This window comes from Bacteroides sp. D2 (genome assembly GCF_025147085.1).
GTDB lineage: Bacteria > Bacteroidota > Bacteroidia > Bacteroidales > Bacteroidaceae > Bacteroides.
On sequence record NZ_CP102261.1, the window covers coordinates 2912885 to 2937267 of the forward strand.

The 24383-nt window shown below is 42.3% G+C and carries 15 protein-coding genes; 3 read left to right on the top strand and 12 right to left on the bottom strand.

The annotated features are described in order from the left end of the window. Positions 1-3: 3 nt before the first annotated feature. The 7 genes from NQ505_RS10200 to alaS form a co-directional block, all read right to left on the bottom strand. Positions 4-3387, bottom strand: coding sequence for a TonB-dependent receptor (locus NQ505_RS10200; RefSeq protein WP_009000340.1), 3384 nt, complete (start codon positions 3385-3387; stop codon positions 4-6). A 656-nt stretch (positions 3388-4043) separates the two neighbouring features. Further along, on the bottom strand, positions 4044-6314 hold the full coding sequence (locus NQ505_RS10205; RefSeq protein WP_009000341.1) for a GH92 family glycosyl hydrolase: 2271 nt from the start codon (positions 6312-6314) through the stop codon (positions 4044-4046). Continuing rightward, complete coding sequence (locus NQ505_RS10210; RefSeq protein ID WP_009000342.1) at positions 6311-8590, bottom strand: GH92 family glycosyl hydrolase; 2280 nt, start codon at positions 8588-8590, stop codon at positions 6311-6313. Before NQ505_RS10210 ends, NQ505_RS10205 begins: the two co-directional genes overlap by 4 nt. 44 nt (positions 8591-8634) lie before the next feature. Further along, the gene (locus NQ505_RS10215; protein ID WP_032853793.1) at positions 8635-9642 is read right to left on the bottom strand and encodes a FecR family protein; all 1008 of its coding nucleotides are present in this window, start codon (positions 9640-9642) and stop codon (positions 8635-8637) included. Positions 9643-9679: 37 nt separating this feature from the next. Further along, on the bottom strand, positions 9680-10234 hold the full coding sequence (locus NQ505_RS10220; RefSeq protein WP_009000344.1) for an RNA polymerase sigma-70 factor: 555 nt from the start codon (positions 10232-10234) through the stop codon (positions 9680-9682). A gap of 25 nt (positions 10235-10259) precedes the next feature. After that, on the bottom strand, positions 10260-12497 hold the full coding sequence (locus tag NQ505_RS10225) for a GH92 family glycosyl hydrolase (RefSeq protein ID WP_009000345.1): 2238 nt from the start codon (positions 12495-12497) through the stop codon (positions 10260-10262). Positions 12498-12835: 338 nt separating this feature from the next. Continuing rightward, positions 12836-15454, bottom strand: coding sequence for an alanine--tRNA ligase (gene alaS / locus NQ505_RS10230; protein ID WP_009000346.1), 2619 nt, complete (start codon positions 15452-15454; stop codon positions 12836-12838). 107 nt (positions 15455-15561) lie between these two features. Here alaS and NQ505_RS10235 point away from each other — a divergent pair, with 107 nt between their 5' ends. Further along, positions 15562-16530, top strand: a complete 969-nt coding sequence (locus NQ505_RS10235) for a M23 family metallopeptidase (protein ID WP_009000347.1) — start codon at positions 15562-15564, stop codon at positions 16528-16530. 20 nt (positions 16531-16550) lie between these two features. Then, positions 16551-16895 carry a MerR family transcriptional regulator gene (locus NQ505_RS10240; protein ID WP_004301384.1) on the top strand — a complete coding sequence of 115 codons (345 nt, stop codon included), beginning with the start codon at positions 16551-16553 and terminating at the stop codon, positions 16893-16895. Positions 16896-17018: 123 nt separating this feature from the next. Here the strand turns inward: NQ505_RS10240 and NQ505_RS10245 are convergent, their stop codons facing one another. The 5 genes from NQ505_RS10245 to NQ505_RS10265 form a co-directional block, all read right to left on the bottom strand. Then, a complete protein-coding gene (locus NQ505_RS10245) occupies positions 17019-19259 on the bottom strand; it encodes a RelA/SpoT family protein (protein ID WP_008776780.1) in 2241 nt (746 codons plus the stop codon). A 72-nt stretch (positions 19260-19331) separates the two neighbouring features. Next, positions 19332-20627, bottom strand: coding sequence for a lytic transglycosylase domain-containing protein (locus NQ505_RS10250; RefSeq protein WP_009000350.1), 1296 nt, complete (start codon positions 20625-20627; stop codon positions 19332-19334). A 34-nt stretch (positions 20628-20661) separates the two neighbouring features. Continuing rightward, a complete protein-coding gene (locus NQ505_RS10255; protein WP_009000351.1) occupies positions 20662-21549 on the bottom strand; it encodes a DUF5683 domain-containing protein in 888 nt (295 codons plus the stop codon). Beyond that, entirely contained in the window at positions 21550-22440 is an 891-nt protein-coding gene (locus tag NQ505_RS10260) for a ParB/RepB/Spo0J family partition protein (protein WP_009000352.1), read from the bottom strand. An 11-nt stretch (positions 22441-22451) separates the two neighbouring features. Continuing rightward, a complete protein-coding gene (locus NQ505_RS10265) occupies positions 22452-23216 on the bottom strand; it encodes a ParA family protein (RefSeq protein ID WP_009000353.1) in 765 nt (254 codons plus the stop codon). A 356-nt stretch (positions 23217-23572) separates the two neighbouring features. On the opposite strand from NQ505_RS10265, the gene surE reads away from it, so the two are divergent. Further along, on the top strand, positions 23573-24340 hold the full coding sequence (gene surE, locus NQ505_RS10270) for a 5'/3'-nucleotidase SurE (protein ID WP_009000354.1): 768 nt from the start codon (positions 23573-23575) through the stop codon (positions 24338-24340). Positions 24341-24383: the final 43 nt, after the last annotated feature.

Genomic DNA, 24383 nt, shown 5'->3' on the forward strand with positions numbered 1-24383 from the left:
CGTTTAAAATTTGAGGGTTACACTGCAACCAATGTTACGAGTAGAAGGCATCATAAAGTAGTCGATACCCTGATAGAAGTTATTAGTAGAAGCTACACTTTCCGGATCGAATGGAGCTTTGCTATAAAGCATCCACAAGTTACGTCCGACCAGAGAGACTGTCAAATCACACACGTTGCCTAACATTTTGCGTGAAAATGTGTATCCGATAGAAGCTTCTTGCAAGCGTATGTTAGTTGCTGAATAAGTATAGTATTGAGCAACTGCATCACCACTACCGATGGTGCGATACCAATTTTCTGGATTGATCTTGTCACCTCCGTTAATCTGAATGTATCCACGATCGCGTGCTTCAGCAGTAGCTTCTGATACACCAAATTCATCGAGCATTGCTTGAGTACGAGAGAATACGATGCCACCAAGACGTGCAGAGATCATGAATCCAAAACGGAAGTTGTTCCATGAGAAATCATTACGCCATGCCATGTTAGCTTTAGGAAGCACACTGCCTAGTTTGATATAGTCATCCATGTTAGAGATCGTTTCAGTTGATAACTGACCATTAGCGTCTACATAAATGTTACCGTTTGCATCACGTTTCAGGTCACGGTTGGAGTATACATCACCCATTGAACCGCCTTCTTTCAGTAAGAAACGTGCAGAACCCAATCCACCCATATTCAGAGTATTGATAGAGAATGATTCTCCTGTTGCTGGGTTAATTGCATTGTCAGCAAGTTCCAGTATCTTATTCTGGTTAGTAGAGAATGTAAAGTTGCTGTTCCAGTTGAACTTATTCCACGTCTTATCATATCCCAAAGACAACTCAACACCTTGATTGCGCACAGCACCAGTCTGAATATACAAAGCAGAATAACCGGATACTCCTAATTGAGGATTGAAAGTCTGGTTCTTTGTAATCGTGTTGTAGTAAGTCACATCCAGATTGAAGTTATTCAGGAAGCGCATTGTTAAACCTACTTCCCATGATTGGGTACGTTCTGGTTTCAGGTTATATACAGGATATTGAGTCGTATTACTCCACTGTCCTGTACTTGAGTTCCATTCGTAGCGTGGATTGGCAATATATCTTTCAAATGCAGTACCAACTGATGCAAAAGATGCACGTAGTTTCATGTATGAAAGATAATTACGATTCAAGTTAGGCATTAATTCCGATAGAACAACAGATGCACCAACTGAAGGATAGAAGAACGATTTACTTTTAGAATTAGGACCTGCCAATTGTGAAGGCCAGTCGTTACGTCCGGTAAGAGTCAGATAATAAGTACTCTTATAGCCCAATTCGGCAGAAGCAAAGAGTGACTGTGTCTGTTCGCGCCATCCGGTCTGCATTCGTGAAGTTTTCTTTGCACTTAAGTTCTGGATATTAAATTCGTTAGCCAATCCCGGAGTTTCTCCTTCGAACGCAGCAGAACCATCGGCAATAGGACCACGGATTTCCATTACGTCAGAACGCATATCTGTAAATGAACCACCGATATTTGCCTGCAAGCTCCAAAGTTCACCAAATGTCTTGTTGATATTAACCAGGAAGTCTGCGTATAATTGCTTGTCTTTAGAAGTAGCGTTGGTATACAAACCGCGGTTTGACTGTTCTGTCATCTGCGTATTGGTACCGGCATAATATTTTTCAGTGTAGGTATTCATGGAGTTGTCTAGACGTACACGTCCGCTTAAGCTTAACCAATCCAGAATCTTATAGTTCAGGCTGGCATTTAGCATATAACGATCTTTGTCATTATTGCGTAACTGACGATAATTGATCCAGTAAGGATTCTGCATTACAATACCTGCGTCACCGACTGGCCAATATTGAGTATTCAATTTACGAGTCTGATCATAACGTTCATACATCTTTATTTCTTCCCAGTCGTTTCCGCGTGGGTATAAGTAAGCGCCTACAACCGGGTTGTTATAAGTACCCTGGTTAATCATGTTCTGGTCTTTCTGAAGAACATAAGTAGCACCTACATCCAAAGTCATTTTATCATCTAAGAATGTTGTAGTATTACGGAAGGTAAAGTTGTAACGTGCATATTTATTGTTGGGCACAATACCTTTCGAATTAACGGCAGCGGCAGAAGCATAGGTCTGATTCTTATCAGTTCCGGTAGAGAAAGAGATACTTTCTGTTCCTGTAATACCCGTCTGGAAGTAATCACTGACAGGATCAAACCCATAAGAATTGGCGCTGTTCAGTAATTTTCCCCAGCTATGTATCTGGTCATTGGAAGATAATGAACTACCTGTACCATAACGGTTCTGAAAGCTTGGAGTGACAAATGTATTTGAGAACTCTGTGTTGCTATTAACAGTGATACTCATACGTCCTTCTTTTCCTTTCTTAGTTGTGATGATGATAGCACCATTGGCCGCATCTGAACCGTAAAGAGCTGCTGCAGCCGCACCAGTCAGGACTGACATAGATTCGATATCTTCAGGATTGACATCCGCAATTGGTTCGGTAGCACCTTTTGAACTGAATTCTGTTCCACCCTGATTGGTTCCTGCATACATAGGAACACCATCGATGACATAAAGTGCATTGGAAGATTGCATGATAGATTTTGTACCACGCATCACAACTTTTGAAACACCACCCACACCTGACGAAGATGCATTGATGTTTACACCAGCTACCTTACCACTTAATGAGTTTACGAAGTTTACGTCTTTGTTTCTTGTAATATCATCAGCATTAACCTGCTGTACATTATAAGACAAAGCTTTTTCAGAACGTTTAATACCTAAAGCTGTTACGACAACTTCATCGATGACTTGAGTATCTTCTTGCAAAGTAATGTTGATACTAGTTTGTCCTTTGACAGAAACCTCTTGAGTCTTATAACCAATATAGGAGAACACAATAACTGGGTTAACCTCATTAGTCGTTACTTTGTAATTACCGTCGAAATCAGTAATGCCACCACTTGTGGTTCCTTTAATCAAAACACTTACACCAATAAGAGGTTCTCCTTTTGAGTCCACAACATTTCCACTGATGGTGCGTTCTTTACCCACCTGTTGTTGAGCTGCTTGAGCACTTTCCCGGTCAGAGAGATAAACAATGTTGTCTTCTACTTTGTATGAGATGTTTTTTCCTTTCAATAGAGCACTCAATACATTTTCCAAAGAGGCATCTTTTACTTGCAATGCATCTACAGCAATAGAAGATAGCTTGTCGCTATAGAAGAATTGGTACTTGGATTGGGACTGAATTTGTTTGATGACTGTTCCTAATGTTGTGCGCGGAGTTGATAAAGTCAACTGTGCTACAGTCCATTGTACAGGAACTACCATAAACAAAAGAATCAATAAAGCTCGAACGAATTTCGTTCTTCGAATTAAATGATTGCTTTCCATACATTTAATTTAATGGTTATACAATTTGTTTATATTAAAGACGGTTATCTATTTCCCGCCTTTGATAATAAAACAACGTTAATTTAATAAACACTTAGTCTAAATTCTATTTTTTGAAAAATAATTTGAAAAAAATATGATTCTGATTTTTAGATGCTAGTTTACTCTTTTATTGGACAGTTCTATTATATATAGAGCGTCTGTATTGTAAAGTTAAACAGAATCTTCTCTCCTTTATTTCGCTATTTACAGACGAGGGAAATATGGTGAGAATAGTCTTTGCCTTTTACAACGCCCTGTTTATCGGTGTTAGCGGGTGTAGACCTTTTCTTTACCTATCTTTCATTGGGTAGCTAACTTGATGTTTTTTCATTTTGATATTGCCTTCTTTGGCTTTTCCCACATATTATGGGAGATATTTCCTCATATTATGGGGATAATGGAACTGTGTATGATTTGGGTGAAAGTGCTACATATACTAAGGAGGAAAAAGCATATATTACACAGAAACTAGGGTCAAGGATGGGCTAAAACATCCCTTCACCCTCTAACACTAATGAACAAAGTGAAGGGTGAAGGGATAAATGACATATAATAAATGAGTGATATGTTTTTAAAGATTCTGTATCATAATGGTAGCATTATGTGTCTCCAGATTATTTTTCCTTAGAGAAAGAATAAGGCATATCCTCTTCTTTTATACCCCGATCTTGATTGGGCTTGTTGCTCATGTCTACTTTAATAGTACCTCCCTTGAATAAATCTTCGTGGCGAAGATAATTCTTGGTATAATCGGTTCCATTGAAATTCATGGAATTGATATAGAAATTCTTCTTGCTGTTATTCGGAGCATCAATTATTAAACTGTTGCCATTCTCAAAATGAAGAGTTGCTTTCTTGAACAATGGGGCACCTACAATATATTCATCTGTTCCCGGGCATACAGGGTAGAAGCCTAAGGCAGAGAATACATACCAGGCGGAAGTTTGTCCGTTGTCTTCGTCACCACAATAACCATCAGGCCCCGGAGTGTACATCCTGTCCATTACCTGGCGTAACCAGTATTGGGCTTTCCATGGTTGGCCAGCATAGTCGTACAGATAAATCATGTGCTGGATGGGTTGGTTACCATGTGCATAGTTGCCCATATTCATTACCGTCATTTCACGAATCTCATGAATTACTTGTCCGTAGTAGCTGTCGTCAAAAATAGGAGGCACGGCAAAGACAGAATCCATCATAGTGATAAATTCATCCTTTCCACCCATCAGGTCGATAAGTCCTTGAGGATCATGGAAAACAGACCAGGTGTAGTGCCAGCTATTTCCTTCAGTGAAGGCATCACCCCATTTCAGGGGAGAGAATGGAGATTGGAATGTACCGTCTTCGTTGCGGCCACGCATCAATTTAGATTCTTTGTCAAAAAGATTCTTGTAGTTCATGGCACGTTTGGCGAAGAGGTTGATTTCCTTTTTCGGACGTTTCAGTTCTTTGGCCAGTTTATAGATACACCAGTCGTCGTATGCATATTCCAGTGTCCGGGCGGCGTTCTCGTTGATTTTCACATCATAAGGAACATAGCCCAATTTGTTGTAGTATTCGTGTCCCAGGCGTCCTGTGGAAGAGACTTCTGGATGCACATTTTCTGTGCCGTGAAGCAAGCCTTCATACAAAATCTTTATATCGTCTACTTTTACACCTTTCATATAGGCATCTACTAAGACAGAGGCAGAATTGTTACCAACCATACATCCTCTGTGTCCGGGACTTGCCCATTCGGGGAAGAAACCACTTTCCTTGTAAGTATTGATAAGTCCTTCCTGCATTTCTTTGTTGACAGAAGGATACATCAGGTTCAATAATGGGAAGAGACAACGGAATGTGTCCCAAAAACCAGTGTCGGTGTACATATATCCCGGCAGGACTTGACCGTTGTACGGGCTGTAATGAATCGGTTCTCCGTTGGCATCCAGTTCATAGAACTTGCGCGGGAAAAGCAATGAACGATACAAACAAGAATAGAATGTGCGGTATTGGTCAAGATTGCCACCTTCTACTTCTATTTTACCTAAAACTTGATTCCAGGCTTCTTTCCCTTTCTTGGCTACCTGCTCGATATTATCTTTACCCAGTTCTTTCATATTTGCGGCAGCCTGTTCGAAGCTGATGAAAGAAGAAGCGATTCTGGCATGTACTTGTTCGCCTTTCTGCGTCTGGAAACCAATAATAGCTCCGGCATGATCAGTAGTCTGTTCGGCTATGTTTTCTTGCAGATTACCATTGGCTACTGTAGCTTTATAAGTGAAAGGTTTGTCGAATTCAATGATAAAATAATTCTTGAAGTTTTCGGGAACTCCGCCGCTGTTGCGAGTGGTATAACCGATAATTTTGTTTTCTTCAGGGATTATTTTGATGTAGGAACCTTTATCAAAGGCATCTACAACAACATAAGAATGATCGTTTTCAGGAAAAGTGAAACGGAAGAGAACAGCACGTTCTGTCGGTGCCATTTCAGTGACTACATCATGTTCTGCAAGATATACTTTATAATAATAAGGAGTGGCAATCTCTCCTTTGTGCGCAAACCAACTGGCACGCTTTTCTTCATCAAACACTGGTTTGCCAACTATTGGCATGATAGAGAACTGTCCGTAGTCATTAATCCATGGACTGGGTTGATGCGTCTGCTTGAAACCACGAATCTTATTAGCAGTATAGGTATATTGCCATCCGTCACCCATTTTCCCTGTTTGGGGAGTCCAGAAGTTCATTCCCCAGGGGCGGGCAATGGCCGGATAAGTATTACCTGTTGATAACTCGAAGGTAGACTGTGAACCCATTAGTGGGTTGACATACTGTGTCCAGTCTTTGGCTTTGGCAAAGAGTGTGCAACCAAGCACACAAGCTATTAGTAATATTCTTTTCATGGTATATGTGTTTTATAATTAGGCTTGTCAGTCATCCTGATTTCCATTGTTCCACCGTTTACAATATCCTGATGGTTGAAGAATGGAGTTTCCAAAGACTTGCCGTTCAGTGATATACTTTCAATGTATTTATTCTTTTTGGAGTTGTTCTTTGCTATAATACTGAATGTCTTACCTCCGGGCAGATTGATCACTGCTTTATCGAATGCAGGACGCCCGATAGAATATACTGGCTTTCCAGGACATACCTGATAGAATCCCATAGAGTTGAGTATGTACCATGCAGACATCTGACCGCAATCCTCATTACCGGATAGCCCGTCTACACTGTTGGCATACTGACTACGATAAACACTATCCACTAATTCTTGGGTTCTCCATGGACGATTTACGTAATTGTACAGGTGGATCACATGGTGGCTCGGTTCGTTGCCGTGTGCATATTGACCGATAAGTCCGCTGATATCTGACGATGTTGTTTCGCCTTCGAGTGATGAATCAACCGTAAACAGTGAATCGAGTTTCTGAACGAATGCATCCTCGCCACCCATCAGGTTGACCAGTCCTTCTACATCGTGAGGTACAAACCAGGTCCATTGCCAAGCTGTTCCCTCACAATAATCATCGTTGCGATGAGTCGATGCACGTGGATTGAACGGGGTGCGCCATTCTCCTTTTGAGTCAAGTCCACGCATGAAGCGGGTTGATTTGTCGAAATAGAATTCATATGCTTTGGCAAAACGTTCGTATTTGGCTTTGGACTCAAAATCGTTCATAGCTTCTGCGAAAATAGAAATACACCAGTCGTCATACGCATATTCCAGGGCTTTTGCAACGGATTCATTTTCACGGTCGCAGGGAATGTAACCAATAGCATTCTTATAATATTTCGCTTTCGGCATGAGATGAGGCAGTACCAGATCCGGACATTTGATACCAGTGGTATCATATTCGGCTGCACGCAGACAGGCTTTATAAGCTTCTTTTGCATCAAAGTTACGGTATCCTTTCATGTAAGCATCCACTATGACGGGGACAGCATGGTAACCAATCATGGTACCAGTATAGTTGGAAGCTAAATCCCACATCGGGTATATTCCGCCTTCCTGGTGCTTCTTTATCAGCGAATTGATAAATTGATTATTCAAATCGGGATCGATAATCGTCATTAACGGATGTAATGCACGGAAAGTGTCCCACAATGAGAATACTGTATACACAGGATTGACAGTATCTCCCTGATGCACTTCGAGATCCATCCCTAAATAACGTCCGTCTGCATCGCTAAACAGATTCGGGCTGATTCCCGTATGGTAAAGAGCGGAGTAGAAGATGGTTTTATCTTCCTTGTCGGAAGTTGTAATATCTATTTTCGACAGATATTGATTCCATGCCTGACGTGCGTCTTTGCGTACTTTATCGAAATCCCATCCGGGAATTTCTGATTCTACATTCTTGCGTGCGCCTGCTATATCGACAGCAGAAACGCCTACTTTCACAAGTACTTGTTCGTTCTTCTTCGTATCGAAATGTAATAGTGCTTTGCAGACAGGAAGTCGTTTGCCGTCGTCCATGGTAATAGAATCCGTAATCAATGTATAAGAGAACGGTTTAGAGAATTTGGCATAGAAATTAATATATTGGTCGAAAGCCCAATAAGTTGTTTTCTTATGTCCGCAGATTTCCGTATCACTGATTACTTCGATTTCCATTTCCGAATTAGTCTGTCGTTGCAGGCTGTAATCTAAATCGATGATAAAACCGGATTCCAAATTTTCGGGGAAAGTATAGCGGTGGATAGCACCACGTTTAGTTGCTGATATTTCAGCTTTTACCTGATAAGTATCCAAAAAAACGGAATAATATCCAGGTTCTGCTACCTCATTCTCGTGAGAGAAAGAAGAAGCATAGACCAATGTCTGGCTTTGGGGATCGGTAGTTAGATATTGCTGTTTTCCAACGGTAGGCATCAACAGCACATCCCCGTAGTCGCAACAGCCTGTGCCGCTGACGTGTGTATGTGAGAAACCGTTGATCGTGGAATCTGCGTAATAATAACCTGAACAGGCATCCCAACCGTCAATCCGGGTGTCCGGACTGGGCTGAATCATGCCGTGGGGAACTATCGCTCCGGGGAACGTATGTCCATGCCCACCGGTACCGATGAAAGGGTTGACATAAGCACTATAGTCTTTTACATTAGTGGGGGCTGTACAGGAGCTAAGTGTGAATAAACCTCCTAAACATCCTACTGTTAGGAATGTTCTTAGTTTCATGGTATTAATTGCTTTTAAGTTTTATCAGGTTTGTCTTTAATTTCTTATTGCGGAGAAATAAAGATGTTATTTCCGACAATTTTATAATCAATAGGTATGGAATTTTGCAATGACTTCAACACTGATTCGATGTTTGACTTTCTCTTCAATACACCGGAATATGTTTTGTCTGCCTGAATATCGGGAGACAAAATAATCTTCACGTCATAGAAACGCTCCAAAGCCTTACTGATTGTAAAGATATCCGCTTGTTGAAATGGAATCAGATTATCATGCCAAACTGCATCCAGTTTTGCATTCACTTGCTTCACGGTCAGGCGGCCATTGTTTTTGTTTAATTCGGCGCGTTGACCGGGAGCGAGAATAATTTGTCCTTCTTCTTTGTTGCCTTTTACTTCAATTTCACCTTCAATCAATGTCGCTTCTGCTATTCGGCAATTCTTATCAGATTTGAAGTTAAATGTCGTTCCTAATACACGTACTCGCATCGCATCACTCTGTACGGTGAATGGCTTATGCCGGTTTTTGGTCACCTCGAAGTAAGCTTCTCCATCCAAATAAACGTTACGCTCTTTTTCGGAAAATTCGCGCGGATACTTTAAAGTTGCCGAATTATTCAGCCAGACTTTGGTTCCATCCGGTAAAATGACTTCTTTAACGATGCCTTCATTGGCCACTGCAACCATCATTTGTTGGTTGTTTCCATTTTGATAAAGCCAATATCCGGCCCCGCCGCCAATTACTAATATTACAGCAATCATTGCAGCGTATTTCATCCAACGCTGCATGTTTAGTGCTATTTTCTGTTTACTTTTTTCCTCGTCCAGCTTTTTATAAAGCTGTTTTTCTGCACGAAGTATTCGCTGCTCATTAGCATACTGGTCGAATTTACCGAGATGATAAATTTCTTCCATGCGAAAGAGCTGACGAGCATTTTCTTCCGATTCCTTCATCCAGGCATTCACCTCGATAAGCTCTTCTTCAGAACATTGTCCTGTCAGATATCTGTTTATTATTTCTTCACTCAGATTACTCATTTTCTTTTCCTTCATATTAGTAATACAATTCAAAACACAAAAACACTTACCGTTATCTCCATAAAAATAAGAAAAGAATCGTCCAAAGAGGATTGAGGCGGCCTCGTAAGTACTTTAAAGCCTTGTACATATGAGCTTCTACGGTACGGAGTGAAACACCGAGAATATCGGCTATCTCTTTGTTTTTCATATCGTGCAGATAGCTTAGTTTGAAAACTTCTTTGCATTTGTCTGGAAGTTCATTAATCGCATCGTGGATTTCTTTGCGGAGTTCCCTGTCTTCAATCCTCCGGATTACCTCATTATTGTCCGGTTGATAAAATTCGGTACGCCTTTGGTTGATTTCTTCCATGGCGGCACAGTAGCCGTCTTCCACATTGCGGTGTTTTAAGACATTTAGGGCGCGGGTATAGACTGCACGATAGAGAAAGGCTTGAATTTGTTCGCCTATCTCTATATTGTCTTTCCGTTTCCACAATTCCACAAATACATCTTGTACCACGTCTTCAGCCTCTTCTTCTCCTACCAGGCGGGTTGCATAGAAGATCAGATTAGGGTAGTATCTGCGAAATAAACTTTTGTAGGTTACATCGAAGTTCTCATTCATTCTCTCTGATTAGTTTAGGTGGATTTTAAGGATTTCTCTCTTTGAAAGTGCCTCCGGATATTTTAGGGGTCTTACTCATTTCAAATTCGACAGTCGCTCCACTCATTATTTGCTCATGGGTGATATATGTTTTGTCATACAACTGTCCATTAACTTTAATAGATTGGATATATATATTCTCTTTATTGACTTTGGGAGCGAGTACGGTAAAGGTCTTTCCATTAGCCAGATGCAGCTGCATTTCAGGGAACAACGGAGTTCCTATTTCATATTTACCGCTGACAGGATTTACGGGATAGAATCCCATAGCGCTGAATACATACCATGCTGACATTTGTCCGCAGTCTTCGTTGCCGCAGAGACCGGCTGGTTCATTCTTGTAAAGCTCGTTCATAACTTTGGCTACATATTCTTGTGTGCGATTTTCCTGTCCTATGGCGTTGAATAGATAAATAACGTGATGACTTGGTTCATTACCATGTGCATATTGCCCTATCATACCTGTACTGAAAATGGGTAGCTCATCATCTGCTGCCGGATGGTAGGTAAACATGCTATCCAGTTTTTCGGCAAAGCGGTTTTTACCTCCTACAAGGTCGATCAGCCCGTCAATATCATGCTGTACAGACCAGAAATATTGCCATCCGTTGCTTTCGCAGATGTGCGGTGTATAGTCATCGGCTTTGAAATCCTTGATAAAGACGCCTTTGTCGTCACGTGGCTGCATGAAAGAAGTGGCGGGATTATAGACATTCTTGTAGTTTTGAGAACGTTTGTAAAATTCGTCAGCGATGTCTTGATTACCCATCTTCTTTGCCGTTTCGGCAATACAGTAATCATCGAAAGCATATTCCAGAGTTTTGGATAACGACCAGTTTTCTGCGTTGTAGTGGTCTGTTACATTGTAAGGTATGTATCCTAGTTCTTTGTAGAGTCCGATACCGCGATAATTATCCAGATTGGCTGTTGCTATGCAAGCATCGAGGGCTTTCTTAGCATCAAAGTTACCGATTCCTTTCAGATAGGCATCTACAATGACAGGGACAGCATGATAACCGATCATCATATCTGTTTCACTTCCATAGAAGTTCCATACAGGCAGACGTCCGTTCTGCTCGTAAAAAGCAATGAAAGATTTCACCATGTCGTTAACACGTTCCGGCTCGGTGTAGGTAAAGAGGGGATGGGCGGCACGGTACGTATCCCATAAGGAGAAAGTACTGTAATTTACCCAACCGTCGGCCTGGTGCACTTTCTTATCGGGGCCGTAGTAAGCTCCGTCTACATCACTGTAAATAGTAGGAGCAATCATTGAGTGATAGAGAGCAGTGTAGAAATTAACTTTATCATTCTCGTTATCCCCTTTTATTTCAATCTTTCCGAGTTGATGGTTCCAGTTTGCTTTCGTTTCGGCCAGGTATTTGTCGAAGTCGTTTTCGGGGACTTCTGCTTGCAGGTTCTTCGCTGCGCCTTCCATACTGACACCGGAAATAGCGGTGTTTACTAGTATCTGTTCATCCTTTTGAGTGTTGAAATAGAAACGGGCGATCACCGCAGTGCCGATGCGTTTATTATCTTTGATGATAGCGGTAGTGTCCAACTCCATTTTCTCAAAAGGTTTGGAGAAGCGGGTGCGGAAATAGATATGCTGGTCGCGCGCCCAGCCGTCAGAGAAACGGTAACCTTGAATAGTGACGGAGTCTACGACTTCGATATGAGAATCGTTGGTGAAATCCCAGTTCATGGCTTTCTTCAGGTTTAAGAAGATGGCAGATTGGGCTTCCGGGAATGTATAACGTTGGATACCACAACGCTCGGTGGCGGTCAGTTCAACGTTGATGTTGTAATCAGTCAGACGTACTTGATAGTAACCGGCATGGGCACTTTCATCTTTATGGGAGAATTTAGAGTGGATGCCAAGTGGAGCTTCCGCTTCCTTGTAGGGAAGGATGACAGGCATGAAAGAAATGTCATACAAATCTCCAGCTCCGGTGCCGGAGAGATGCGTGTGGCTAAAGCCGGCAATTGTACTATCCGGATAGAAATAACCGGAGATACGATCCCATCCGGGAAGTCCGTTATCCGGACTAAGTTGTACCATGCCAAAAGGAGCTTGGGCACCAGGATAGGTATTTCCGGTGAAGTCGGTTCCGATAAATGGATTTACATAAGATGTGTAATCTATTTTGTGTTTTTCTTGCGTAGGGGTACAAGAAATGAGCATGCAGGTTAACAGCAGGCATAGATAAGCAGGTGTTCTCATTGCTTTTTAGGTATTAGTGATTACTTATTTTATTTATTTGAAGGATAAGAAAAATAAGTAATCAGGTCACAAAGGTAGAAAAAAACTGTGACAAGCCTAAATTATAGGCTTAATATTTTTTAAGAGAGACAAATAGACTTCTACATCCGGTCGATATTCCTCGGTGCTGGACAGTGCTCATCGGTGCCGCGATTAGTATAATATTTAGGCGCGGATTTCGCAGATTACACGGTTTTAAGAATAAAAAATCCGTGTAATTCGCGTAATCTGCGCCTAATTTTAAATCTTTATGTAAAGCGAGCTTATTATCTTTTTATTAGACTCCTTTTCATTTACTTTTAGATTCCTGCTAGCTCCAGTACTTTTTCAACAGCTGCCGGTAGTCCGTCAGTGTTTTTACCTCCTGCGGTTGCGAAGTGAGGTTGGCCACCGCCACCACCTTGAATCAACTTGGCAGCTTCTTTCACCAGATTGCCAGCTTTCAGACCACCCGCAACCAGATTGTCGCTAAGCATGACTGTCAGCATCGGTTTTCCGTTGTCTATACTTCCGGCAACGAAGAACAAGTTTTCTGTAATCTCACCGCGAAGTTGGAAAGCGATATTCTTCACTACTTCTGCCGGTAGCGGAGCACAGAACTTAACCACTTTGATGCCGTGAATTTCCTGTATATTCTTCAACAGTCTTTCTTTCAGAGCTGCTTCTTTTTCTTTCATGAAGTCTTCTACCTGCTTCTTCAATCCTGCATTTTCATCCAGATATTTGCGGATTGCAATACCCAAATCAGGAGCATTGTTGAAAAGAGCTTTCAAATCACTAAGTGTATCCTGCACTGTATCCAGCAATTCTTCTACACGCGCTCCGGTGTAAGCTTCAATACGACGAACACCGGCAGCAACTGAACTTTCCGACATGATTTTCACCATACCGATATTCCCGGTTGCAGCTACGTGTGTACCTCCACAGAATTCAATAGAAGAACCGAATTGGATCACACGTACTTTGTCACCATACTTTTCACCAAAGAGAGCGATAGCTCCCAGCTCTTTAGCTTCTTCGATAGGAATGTTGCGGTATTCTTTCAAAGGAATATTGGCACGAACTCTTGCATTGACGATATGCTCTACTTTACGGATTTCCTCATCGGTCACTTTCTGGAAGTGAGAGAAGTCAAAACGTAATGAATCCGGTGTAACCAATGAACCTTTCTGTTCGATGTGTTCACCCAGCACTTCACGTAAAGCAGCATCCAACAAGTGAGTCGCCGAGTGATTGGCTGCGCAGGCAGCACGTTTGTCAGTGTCTACACAAGCCATCATCGGAGCTTCCGGATGTTCGGGCAACTTTTTGGTAATATGTATTGGAAGATTATTTTCTTTCTTGGTATCGATCACTTCAATCGTTTCGAATTCGCTTACCAATACACCGGTATCACCGACCTGACCACCACTTTCTGCATAGAATGGAGTATAGTCAAGTACAATCTGATACAATGTTTGGTTCTTTTGTTTGATCTGACGATAACGAAGGATAGAAGCTTCGTATTCAGTGTAATCGTAACCAACGAATTCGGTCGTTCCTTCTTTCAGTATAATCCAGTCACCAGTCTCGATAGCGGCAGCATTACGTGCACGCTGTTTCTGTTGCTGCATTTCTTCATTGAACTCGTCGATGTTGACAGTCATTTCGTTTTCACGGAGAATCAGTTCTGTCAAGTCGAGTGGGAAACCGAATGTATCATATAAAGTAAAAGCATCCTTACCACTGATTTCTGTTTTTCCGCTGGCTTTGGTATCTTCCATGGTCTTATCCAGTAAGCGGATACCTGTTTCCAGTGTGCGGAGGAATGATTCTTCTTCTTCCTTGATTACTTTTTCAATCAGTGTTTTTTGTGCAACCAGTTCAGGATAAGCTTCTCCCATGTTATCAATCAATACAGGAAGCAACTTATACATAAATGCCTGTTTTTGTCCAAGGAAAGTATATCCGTAACGAACAGCACGGCGAAGGATACGGCGGATCACATAACCAGCTTTCGCGTTAGAAGGCAACTGACCGTCTGTGATAGAGAATGCAATAGTACGGATATGGTCGGCAATTACGCGCATGGCGATGTCCTGCTGCTTATCTTTTCCGTATTCTGTACCCGACATAGCTGCAATAGCTTTCAGCATTGGCTGGAATACGTCTGTATCGTAGTTGGATGTTTTTCCTTGTAAAGCCATACAAAGACGTTCGAATCCCATACCGGTGTCAATAACCTTTGCAGGAAGCGGCTCAAGGCTGCCATCTGCTTTGCGGTTGTATTGCATGAATACGAGATTCCAGATTTCAATTACCTGCGGATGATCGTGGTTCACGAGGTCGCGACCGGAGATCTTGGCACGTTCTTCAGCAGGACGAAGGTCAATATGGATTTCGGAACAAGGTCCGCAAGGTCCTGTATCCCCCATTTCCCAGAAGTTATCGTGTTTGTTACCGTTGATGATGTGATCCTTTGGCAAGAACTGTTCCCAATAAGAAGCAGCTTCGTCGTCACGGCTCAATCCTTCTTCGGGACTTCCTTCAAATACGGTTGCATAGAGATATTCCGGATTCAGTTTCAAGACTTCTACCAGATATTCCCACGCCCAGTTGATTGCTTCTTTCTTGAAGTAATCGCCAAACGACCAGTTACCAAGCATTTCAAACATGGTGTGGTGGTATGTGTCGTGTCCCACTTCTTCCAAGTCATTATGCTTTCCGCTAACGCGCAAACATTTCTGCGAGTCCGCGACTCTTTGGTATTTCGCCGGGTGGTTACCCAAAATAATATCTTTAAACTGGTTCATACCCGCGTTCGTAAACATCAGGGTAGGGTCATCTTTAATCACCATCGGAGCCGAGGGGACGATGTGGTGTCCTTTCGACTCAAAGAAATTCTTGAATGAATCTCTGATCTCTTTTGCAGTCAACATATTCTTCTATATATCTATCGTTGAGGTTAATATTCTCAAAAAACTGTGCAAAGATAGCTTGTTTTTATTACTTTTGCCGTATTAACAAGCGAAATATTTCCAAAAAGATGCGCAAAGTATACTACATCTATAATTCACAGACCCAGACTTATGATCGAATTTACCCTACCGTACGGCAGCGTGCGCTTAGTATCCTGCGCCGGCTTTTCTATGGAATGGGGCTGGGAGCAGGTTGTTTTATTGTATTGCTTCTGATTTTTGGCTCTCCATCGGAGAAAGAATTAAGAATCGAAAACAGCCGTCTTTTGGCACAGTATAATGTACTTTCCCGTCGCCTGGATGATGCTATGGGAGTACTTCAGGATATCCAGCAGCGTGATGATAATTTGTATCGGGTGATTTTGCAGGCCGATCCTGTTTCTCCGGCTATCCGCCAGGCCGGTTATGGCGGGACGAACCGTTACGAAGAACTGATGGATTTGGCGAATTCCAAATTGGTAGTGAATACGACTCAAAAACTGGACGTGCTCTCCAAAAGACTGTATATTCAGTCGAAATCTTTCGACGATGTGATTGATATATGTAAGAACCACGATGAGATGTTGAAGTGTATTCCGGCTATCCAGCCTATTTCGAATAAAGATCTTCGTCAGACAGCATCCGGTTATGGTACACGTATTGACCCTATTTACGGTACGACAAAGTTCCATGCAGGTATGGACTTCTCTGCTCATCCGGGAACAGATGTATATGCTACCGGAAATGGAACTGTAGTAAAAGTAGGATGGGAGACCGGATATGGGAATACCATCGAAATCGATCATGGTTTCGGATATCTCACGCGATATGCTCACTTGCAAGGATTTAATACGAAAGTCGGAAAGAAAGTAGTACGTGGTGAGATTATAGGAAAAGTGGGTAGTACAGGAAAGAGTACCGGTCCGCATTTGCATTACGAAGTGCATGTGAAAGGACAGGTCGTGAATCCGGTCAATTATTATTTCATGGACTTGAGTGCCGAAGATTATGAAAAGATGATTCAGCTGGCAGCCAATCATGGTAAAGTATTCGATTAAAATCTTTAAACAGGAGTGCTATGCTTAATACAGATAAAGAATTGAAGCTATATTATTCAATAGGAGAGGTTGCCGACATGTTCGGAGTCAATCCGTCGTTACTCCGCTTTTGGGAAAAGGAATTTCCACAAATCTCGCCTAAGACAGCAGGTAGAGGAATACGTCAGTATCGTAAGGAAGACGTAGAAACAATCGGACTTATCTATCATTTGGTCAAAGAGAAAGGGATGACACTTCCCGGTGCCCGGCAACGTTTGAAGGATAATAAAGAAGCTACAGTTCGTAATTATGAGATCGTTAATAAGCTGAAAGCGATCAAAGAAGAGCTTTTGGCCATTAAACGCGAACTGGATGGGCGGGAATAAATAAATGCTAATCGATCATGGATTCGATAGGCAAGAAACCTCATAACAAAATGAACGGTGAACAATTTGCATGATACTGCAACTTATTCACCGTTCATCGTTTTCTTATTTACCGTTTGAAAGCTATTCTTCTACACGGCTCACCTGTTTGATATTCTGTATTTTCTTCAGATTGTTGCAGATGGTTTTTACATCATCCACATCATGTACCCACAATTGAATTTTTCCTTCAAAGATACCATCTTCGGTTTCGATGGTTAGCTTACGGATATTAACATTGAGCTGTCTGGAGATAACCTGGGTGACTTCATTCAAAAGTCCCATATTGTCTATACCTTTTATATATATATATACCAGGAAAGAAAGTTCTTTATGTGTATCCCATTCGGTTGCTAATATGCGGTTGCCATAGCTGCTCTTCAATTTGGCGGCAACAGGGCATTGGCGCTTGTGAATAATGATCCGGTCGTTTTCATCCACATACCCCAGTACATCGTCACCGGGAATAGGATGGCAACATTCGGCCATGATATATTTCTTCTGCAAACTTTCTTCCGTCAGTTTGAGCACCTCTTTCGGGTTGATTTTTTCTTTTTCCTGCGGTTCTTTCTCTTCCTGCTTCTCTTTGCTATTGCCGAAAGAGAAAGTCAGATATTTCTTCCAGTTACTGGTTTGCTTTTCTTTCAGTTCATTCTTGTCCGCTTCTCCCAGAACGATTGCTTTACTACCAATGGCAGCCAGCAGTTCTTCCTCATTCTTGGCATTATGCAGTTTGCGTAGCTTCTCGATAACAGCTTCTTCCGGACGGACTTCCTCCTTTTTCAGAAACTCACTAAGGATTTCTTCTCCTATCTTCTGATTTGCTTTACGCTCTTTGCGGAGAATGGCTGCTATCTTGGCGCGGGCACGGGCAGTGGTTGCAAAAACTTCCCATTGCGGTTGTACGCGTTGAGATTTTGAAGTCAGGATTTCAACTTGGTCACCACTTTGCAATTTATGGCTCAATGGCACTAATTTATGATTGACTTTGGCGCCAATACAATGGCTACCAATATCCGTGTGAAGAGAAAATGCGAAGTCGAGAGCCGTAGAGTTCTGCGGCATAGTCTTCAGTTCGCCTTTAGGAGTGAACACGAATATTTCAGAAGCAAATAAATTTAGCTTAATGGTATCTAGAAAGTCGATGGCATCCGGTTGCGGATCATCTAATATCTCCTTAATCGTTCTCAACCATTTTTCCAATTCGCCTTCATCCTCGCTGCCTCCTCCTTCTTTGTATTTCCAGTGGGCTGCGAAACCTTGTTCGGCAACATCATTCATTCGTTCACTACGAATCTGAACTTCAATCCATTGCCCATTGTTGCCCATCAGAGTGACGTGCAATGCCTGATAACCATTAGCTTTAGGATGGCTAACCCAGTCGCGCAAACGGTCCGGGTGGGGTTTGTATATCTTGGAGATAGAAACGTAGATATCGAAACAGTCGTTGAGTTCTTCTTCCTCATTGCGTGGTTCGAAGATGATTCGAACAGCCAGTAAATCGTATATTTCTTCGAAAGGAACATGCTTGGTCTGCATCTTGTTCCAGATGGAATAGATTGATTTTACACGGGCAAGTATCCGGTATTTCAATCCCATCTTATCCAGTTGGGTACGAATCGGGGCTGTGAAGTCGTTGAAAACCTTGTCACGTTCAGCAGCAGTGGCATTCAACTTCTCTTCTATTTCCGCATATTCTTCGGGATGTTCATATTTGAAGCTTAGATTCTCAAGCTCCGTTTTTATCTTATAGAGCCCCAAACGGTTGGCAAGTGGAGCATAGATGTAAAGCGTTTCGCCTGCAATCTTATATTGCTTGTTGGGTAACATGGAACCAAGGGTACGCATGTTGTGCAAACGGTCTGCTATCTTGATAAGAATGACCCGGATGTCGTTCGACATGGTGAGCAGCAACTTCTTGAAGTTCTCTGCCTGTGCCGAAGCGCGATCGCCGAAGATTCCGCCGGATATTTTAGTCAGTCCGTCCACAATTTGGGCAATCTTCGGACCAAAGATATTCTCGATGTCTTCCACTGTGTAATCAGTGTCCTCTACCACATCATGCAGCAAGGCTGCACAAATAGAAGTGGAACCGAGACCTATTTCATTGCATACAATGCTGGCAACGGCAATCGGGTGCATAATATAAGGTTCGCCCGAACGGCGTTTGATACCTTTATGCGCCTGATTGGCAAAGTTGAAAGCCTTCGTAATGATTTCAACTTTTTTGCGATGCTTAGTATTGAGATAATCATTCAGTAGTTCGTGGAACGCCTGATTAATCATCTCTTCGTCAGCTATTTCTTTGGGGGCCAGATTATCCATAATTGTTATCCTTTCACTTGCTTAGTTCTGCAAAAATAAGCAAATTTCCGAACGATGCAAGCAGGAAGTTATTTATTTGTATATTTTCAATCGTTTTCCTGCTGCAATTTTAGTACTAGACATTCCATTCCACCTTTGTATATCCTTAATTGTGACGCCATACTTTCCGGCAATAGTGGATAAAGTGTCTCCACTTTTTATTGTATGATAGGTCAGATTTCCCTTACCGGCAACTGCTGATGTCGTTTTGCGGGTTGCAGGTGTAATATCCTTTACAGCAACGGTTTTCCGGTTGCGGAACAACTCATCGGCACGATGCGCATAAATCGTATCTTGCTTATCGATAAAAGTACTGATCGCGTCAATAGGCAGTCTTAACGTATAAGGTTTGCTGTCACCCGGAATCATTTGCTTCTTATATTGCGGATTCAGACTCTTGATCTGATCTAGAGGTACATTACAAAGGTCAGCGATTTGTTCGAAGTGCAGATTTTGGTTTACTTGCACTGTGTCAGTACTTGCCGGAATATTGGTTTCCATCGGGCAGATATTGTGGTCGCAGTAGTAAGTCATCACGTAGTTGGCGGCGATAAAGGCAGGCACATAGCCACGTGTTTCTTTAGGCAGATAATTGTAGATTTTCCAATAATCAGTTTCACCATTGGCACGGCGGATTGCCTTATTGATTGTACCGGGGCCACAGTTATAAGCAGCAATTACCAGGTTCCAGTCTCCATAGATATCATACATTTCTTTGAGATAACGAGCGGCAGCCCAAGTTGCTTTAATCGGGTCACGGCGTTCATCTACCAGGCTGTTTGATTCCAAACCATAGATCTTACCTGTACCAATCATAAATTGCCACAGACCGGAAGCACCTGCACGTGATACGGCTGATGGGTTCAACGCAGATTCGATAATCGGCAGATATCTTAGTTCCAGTGGAAGTCCGTATGCATCCAGTGCTTCTTCAAAGATCGGCATATAGAAGTTGCAGGCACTTAGCATGAAAGAAACCTGATTGCGCAAGCGTCCTGCATACATATCGATGAATTTGCGGATAATATCATTATAAGGCATTTCCATGATGGCCGGGATGCGTGACAAGCGGTCGATATAGACAGAGTCACTGAATAAAGGATTGATTTCAGCCGTACTGCAATCCTTGCCTAAATCAATATAATTTTTAGCTTTCCAGTCATTCAACAGACTGTCAAGTGGATAAGTCATACTTTTAGGCAGGTCGATGCTTTCTTTGCGTTCAGTTCCATTTTCACGAATCACTACATCTACACTTTGCGCTTTTACCTGCGACGTGGCCACTAGTAAAAGAAAAATAATCGAACAATAGTTAACTAATTTCTTCATGCTTCAATAATAAGATCAATCTAAATTGTGTTTTTTAAAATCGTAATACGCATTGCAGACCAACCGACTTGTTTTTAAAACTGTTGGAGCGGAACTGGTTGTTATTATCAATAACGGCCGGCTCTACTTTCATACTCAAGTCGGGGGTTATATCGAAGTTGGACAACTCCGCATCTACATAAGCGTCGATGATAGAGATCAGGTAAACTCCGATAAATGCAAATATACTAAGGTCCCGATAACGACGGAACATATCTTTTCTTCTTTTTAAGGTGTTTTTCAGCTGCTCCTCATTATAAGTGGAGTTCGGGGGTAACAAATCCTCGTAACTTTTGGTGTTCGGATTGCTGTCCATGATGTCCAGATAGGCTTGCGAATAGTCTTTGTACATCTTGCCGTTCCAGCTTAAAGCGTAGGCACAACCTGCAAACCCTCCATATATAATAGGTAGTTTCCAGTATTTACGATTGTAAATCTGTCCTCCACCGGGGAATACGACTGCCAGCCAGGTAGCTTTGGTCGGATTCGGGATAAATATCTTCTTGTTAATATCTTGAGTCGTTGGCGGTACACTGTCGGTCTTTACAACAATCGATGCCGGCTGCTCTATCTTTTTCAGCTCTTTTTTGTTGGCTGCGTCCAGGCTGTCTGCTATCTGTATCTTGGCAGCCGACAAACTGTCGATGGCCGGAAGTTCTTTGGAGGGTATAATCCGGATAGAATCCTGTCTTGTAGAATCCTGTGCAATCGGCTCACGATGTCTTCGTGCACGGGCTTTCGGCGCTTCACGCTGTATGATTGTTGTATCTTTCCGTACCGGAGTAACAGTGGACTGTGCATACACATCAATCCCTGCCACCTGTAAAAAACAGAGAAGCAGGGCGCTGACTAGTAACTGATATTTCTTACTTTTTCTTGTCATTTACTTCTTTAGCGTATCGAAGATTTCCATGATACGTTCCAGTTCCTCCTCGTTACCGAAAGGAATACTGATCTTTCCCTTTCCCTTTTCAGAGCAAGTGAGTTGTACCTTGGTGTTGAAAAAGCCAGAGAGTTGTTGCTTCAATAAGTTGAACTCTTCGGGAAGTTTGGCACGTTTCGGTGTTATTTTCCGTGTGCCGCTTTTCACCGCTTCTCCTTCGCTTAATGATTTAACAATTTCTTCTACTTTGCGGACTGAATATCCGTGCTCTTGTATTTCTTCGAATATTTTAACTTGTAGTTTAGGGTCGCCTAATGAAATCAGCGCACGGGCATGTCCCATGTCCAGCTGCTTGTTTTGCAGGGCCATCTGTATTGGAGCCGGCAATTTTAGTAAGCGCAGGTAGTTGGCGATCGTCGTTCTTTTTTTTCCGATACGTTCGCTAAGACGTTCCTGTGTCAATTCATACTGATCGAGCAGATGCTGGTAGGCAAGTGCGATTTCTACGGCATTCAGGTCTTCACGCTGGATATTTTCAATCAGCGCCATTTCCATCATGTTTTCGTCGTCGGCAGTGCGTATATAAGCAGGGATTGTTTTCAAGCCTGCTCTTTGTGAAGCGCGATAACGACGTTCTCCCGCGATGATCTGATATTCATCGTCCGAGAGTTTGCGTAAAGTAATAGGTTGGATGATACCGATTTCCGCAATGGAATCAGCCAGTTCCTGCAATGCTGTTTCGTCAAACTCACGGCGGGGCTGGTTAGGATTGACAGTAATCTTTGCCAGCTCTATTTCATTAATGGAAGAAGACCCTTCGGTTTTCACATCATCCATTGAGAGCAAGGCGTCTAAACCGCGTCCTAATGCATTTCTTTTTTGTGTTGCCATATCTTCTTCTTTTATTTATTTCGGTTGATAATCTCTTTAGCAAGAGCCAAGTGGTTCTTGGCACCGGTAGATTCCGCATCGTAAAGGATGGTCGGAACACCGTAGCTGGGAGCCTCGCTCAATTTCACATTTCGTTGAACAACGGTATTGAACACCAGTTCCTGGAAATGCCGTTTCACTTCGTCATAGATCTGATTAGCCTGACGCAGACGAGAATCATACATCGTCAGCAGGAAACCTTCGATCTCTAAAGCCGGATTCAGTTTCGACTTGATGATTTTGATGGTATTCAACAGTTTGCTGATACCTTCAAGAGCGAAATATTCGGCTTGAACGGGAATAATCACCGAATCCGCTGCCGTTAGGGCGTTGATCGTGATTAGTCCTAATGAAGGAGAACAGTCTATCAGAATATAGTCATATTCTTTCTTCAAAGGAGTGAGCACTTCTTTTAGTATCTTTTCTCGGTTTGGGAGGTTCAGCATTTCAATCTCTGCCCCTACAAGATTGATGTGCGAAGAGATCACTTTCAAAGAATCAATCTCCGTGTCAAGGATAGCGTCCTGTACGTTGGCTCTGTCAATAATACACTCATAGATAGTGCATTCCGACTGCTTGATGTCTACTCCCAGACCGGAAGAGGCATTAGCTTGCGGGTCGGCATCTACCACGAGAACCTTTTTTTCCAGTGTAGCAAGTGAAGCTGCGAGGTTAATCGTAGTCGTTGTTTTTCCTACACCACCCTTTTGATTGGCCAAAGCAATAATTTTTCCCATATTCTCTAAATTTATTGGCAGCGAAATAAGTGATAAATCCTTAGAGCGCCTACGAAAAAAGAGAAACTTTGCAATTTCTGTTGATAAGTCGCCTGTTTTGTTAATAACTGTCGGACGAAACGGTTATAAAACTTCAACAGGTTCATCATCTTCTTTTCTCTTTAACGAGCTTGCAAATATACATATTTATATTGGATATCTATTTCTTTTTTTGCTCGCTTGCAGAAGATTAAGATTTGTAAACGGGTAGGAGTGGGGTGGAAAGAGACTTTTCGATCTGATGTAGGGAGGTGTTTGGCGGTACGGCTTCTTTTTGTTACTTTTGTGCGAATATAAAAAAGGAAAGGATTGAAGATATGGAAAATGAAAAGCCGTTGATACTTGTTTCTAATGACGATGGCGTGATGGCTAAAGGGATTAATGAACTGGTGAAGTTTCTTCGCCCTTTGGGAGATATTGTGGTAATGGCACCTGATGCTCCGCGCTCGGGCAGTGGTTGTGCGCTGACGGTGACGCAACCTGTTCATTATCAGTTAGTAAAGAAAGAAGTAGGTTTAACTGTTTATAAATGTTCGGGAACACCGACCGATTGCATCAAATTGGCACGGAACACAGTGCTCGACCGGACACCGGACTTGGTAGTCGGTGGTATCAATCATGGAGATAACTCCGCCACTAACGTACACTATTCTGGCACAATGGGAGTGGTATTCGAAGGTTGTTTGAATGGAATCCCTTCTATTGGCTTCTCTTTGTGCAATCATGCACCCGATGCCGATTTTGAAGCTGCCAGACCTTATATTCGCAGTATTGCCACCATGGTACTGGAAAAAGGACTTCCTCCTTTAACCTGCCTGAACGTAAATTTCCCGGATACAACCGATATCAAAGGAATCAAAATCTGTGAACAGGCAAAAGGCCGTTGGACGAACGAATGGGCTGCCTGTCCCCGTCTGAACGATCCGAATTATTTCTGGTTGACCGGTGAATTTACCGATCACGAACATGAAAATGAGAAGAACGATCATTGGGCTTTGGCAAATGGCTATGTTGCTATCACTCCGACCACGGTTGATGTGACAGCTTATCACTTTATGGATGAACTTAACAACTGGTTTAATTAGTTGATATTACCTATCATTTATCAACTATCAACTATCAACTATT

Bases quoted from the DNA above. Each gene is read 5' to 3' on its own strand.
- NQ505_RS10200 (WP_009000340.1), bottom strand. From the start codon at position 3,387: ATGGAAAGCAATCATTTAATTCGAAGAACGAAATTCGTTCGAGCTTTA.
- NQ505_RS10205 (WP_009000341.1), bottom strand. From the start codon at position 6,314: ATGAAAAGAATATTACTAATAGCTTGTGTGCTTGGTTGCACACTCTTT.
- NQ505_RS10210 (WP_009000342.1), bottom strand. From the start codon at position 8,590: ATGAAACTAAGAACATTCCTAACAGTAGGATGTTTAGGAGGTTTATTC.
- NQ505_RS10215 (WP_032853793.1), bottom strand. From the start codon at position 9,642: ATGAAGGAAAAGAAAATGAGTAATCTGAGTGAAGAAATAATAAACAGA.
- NQ505_RS10220 (WP_009000344.1), bottom strand. From the start codon at position 10,234: ATGAATGAGAACTTCGATGTAACCTACAAAAGTTTATTTCGCAGATAC.
- NQ505_RS10225 (WP_009000345.1), bottom strand. From the start codon at position 12,497: ATGAGAACACCTGCTTATCTATGCCTGCTGTTAACCTGCATGCTCATT.
- alaS (WP_009000346.1), bottom strand. From the start codon at position 15,454: ATGTTGACTGCAAAAGAGATCAGAGATTCATTCAAGAATTTCTTTGAG.
- NQ505_RS10235 (WP_009000347.1), top strand. From the start codon at position 15,562: ATGCGCAAAGTATACTACATCTATAATTCACAGACCCAGACTTATGAT.
- NQ505_RS10240 (WP_004301384.1), top strand. From the start codon at position 16,551: ATGCTTAATACAGATAAAGAATTGAAGCTATATTATTCAATAGGAGAG.
- NQ505_RS10245 (WP_008776780.1), bottom strand. From the start codon at position 19,259: ATGGATAATCTGGCCCCCAAAGAAATAGCTGACGAAGAGATGATTAAT.
- NQ505_RS10250 (WP_009000350.1), bottom strand. From the start codon at position 20,627: ATGAAGAAATTAGTTAACTATTGTTCGATTATTTTTCTTTTACTAGTG.
- NQ505_RS10255 (WP_009000351.1), bottom strand. From the start codon at position 21,549: ATGACAAGAAAAAGTAAGAAATATCAGTTACTAGTCAGCGCCCTGCTT.
- NQ505_RS10260 (WP_009000352.1), bottom strand. From the start codon at position 22,440: ATGGCAACACAAAAAAGAAATGCATTAGGACGCGGTTTAGACGCCTTG.
- NQ505_RS10265 (WP_009000353.1), bottom strand. From the start codon at position 23,216: ATGGGAAAAATTATTGCTTTGGCCAATCAAAAGGGTGGTGTAGGAAAA.
- surE (WP_009000354.1), top strand. From the start codon at position 23,573: ATGGAAAATGAAAAGCCGTTGATACTTGTTTCTAATGACGATGGCGTG.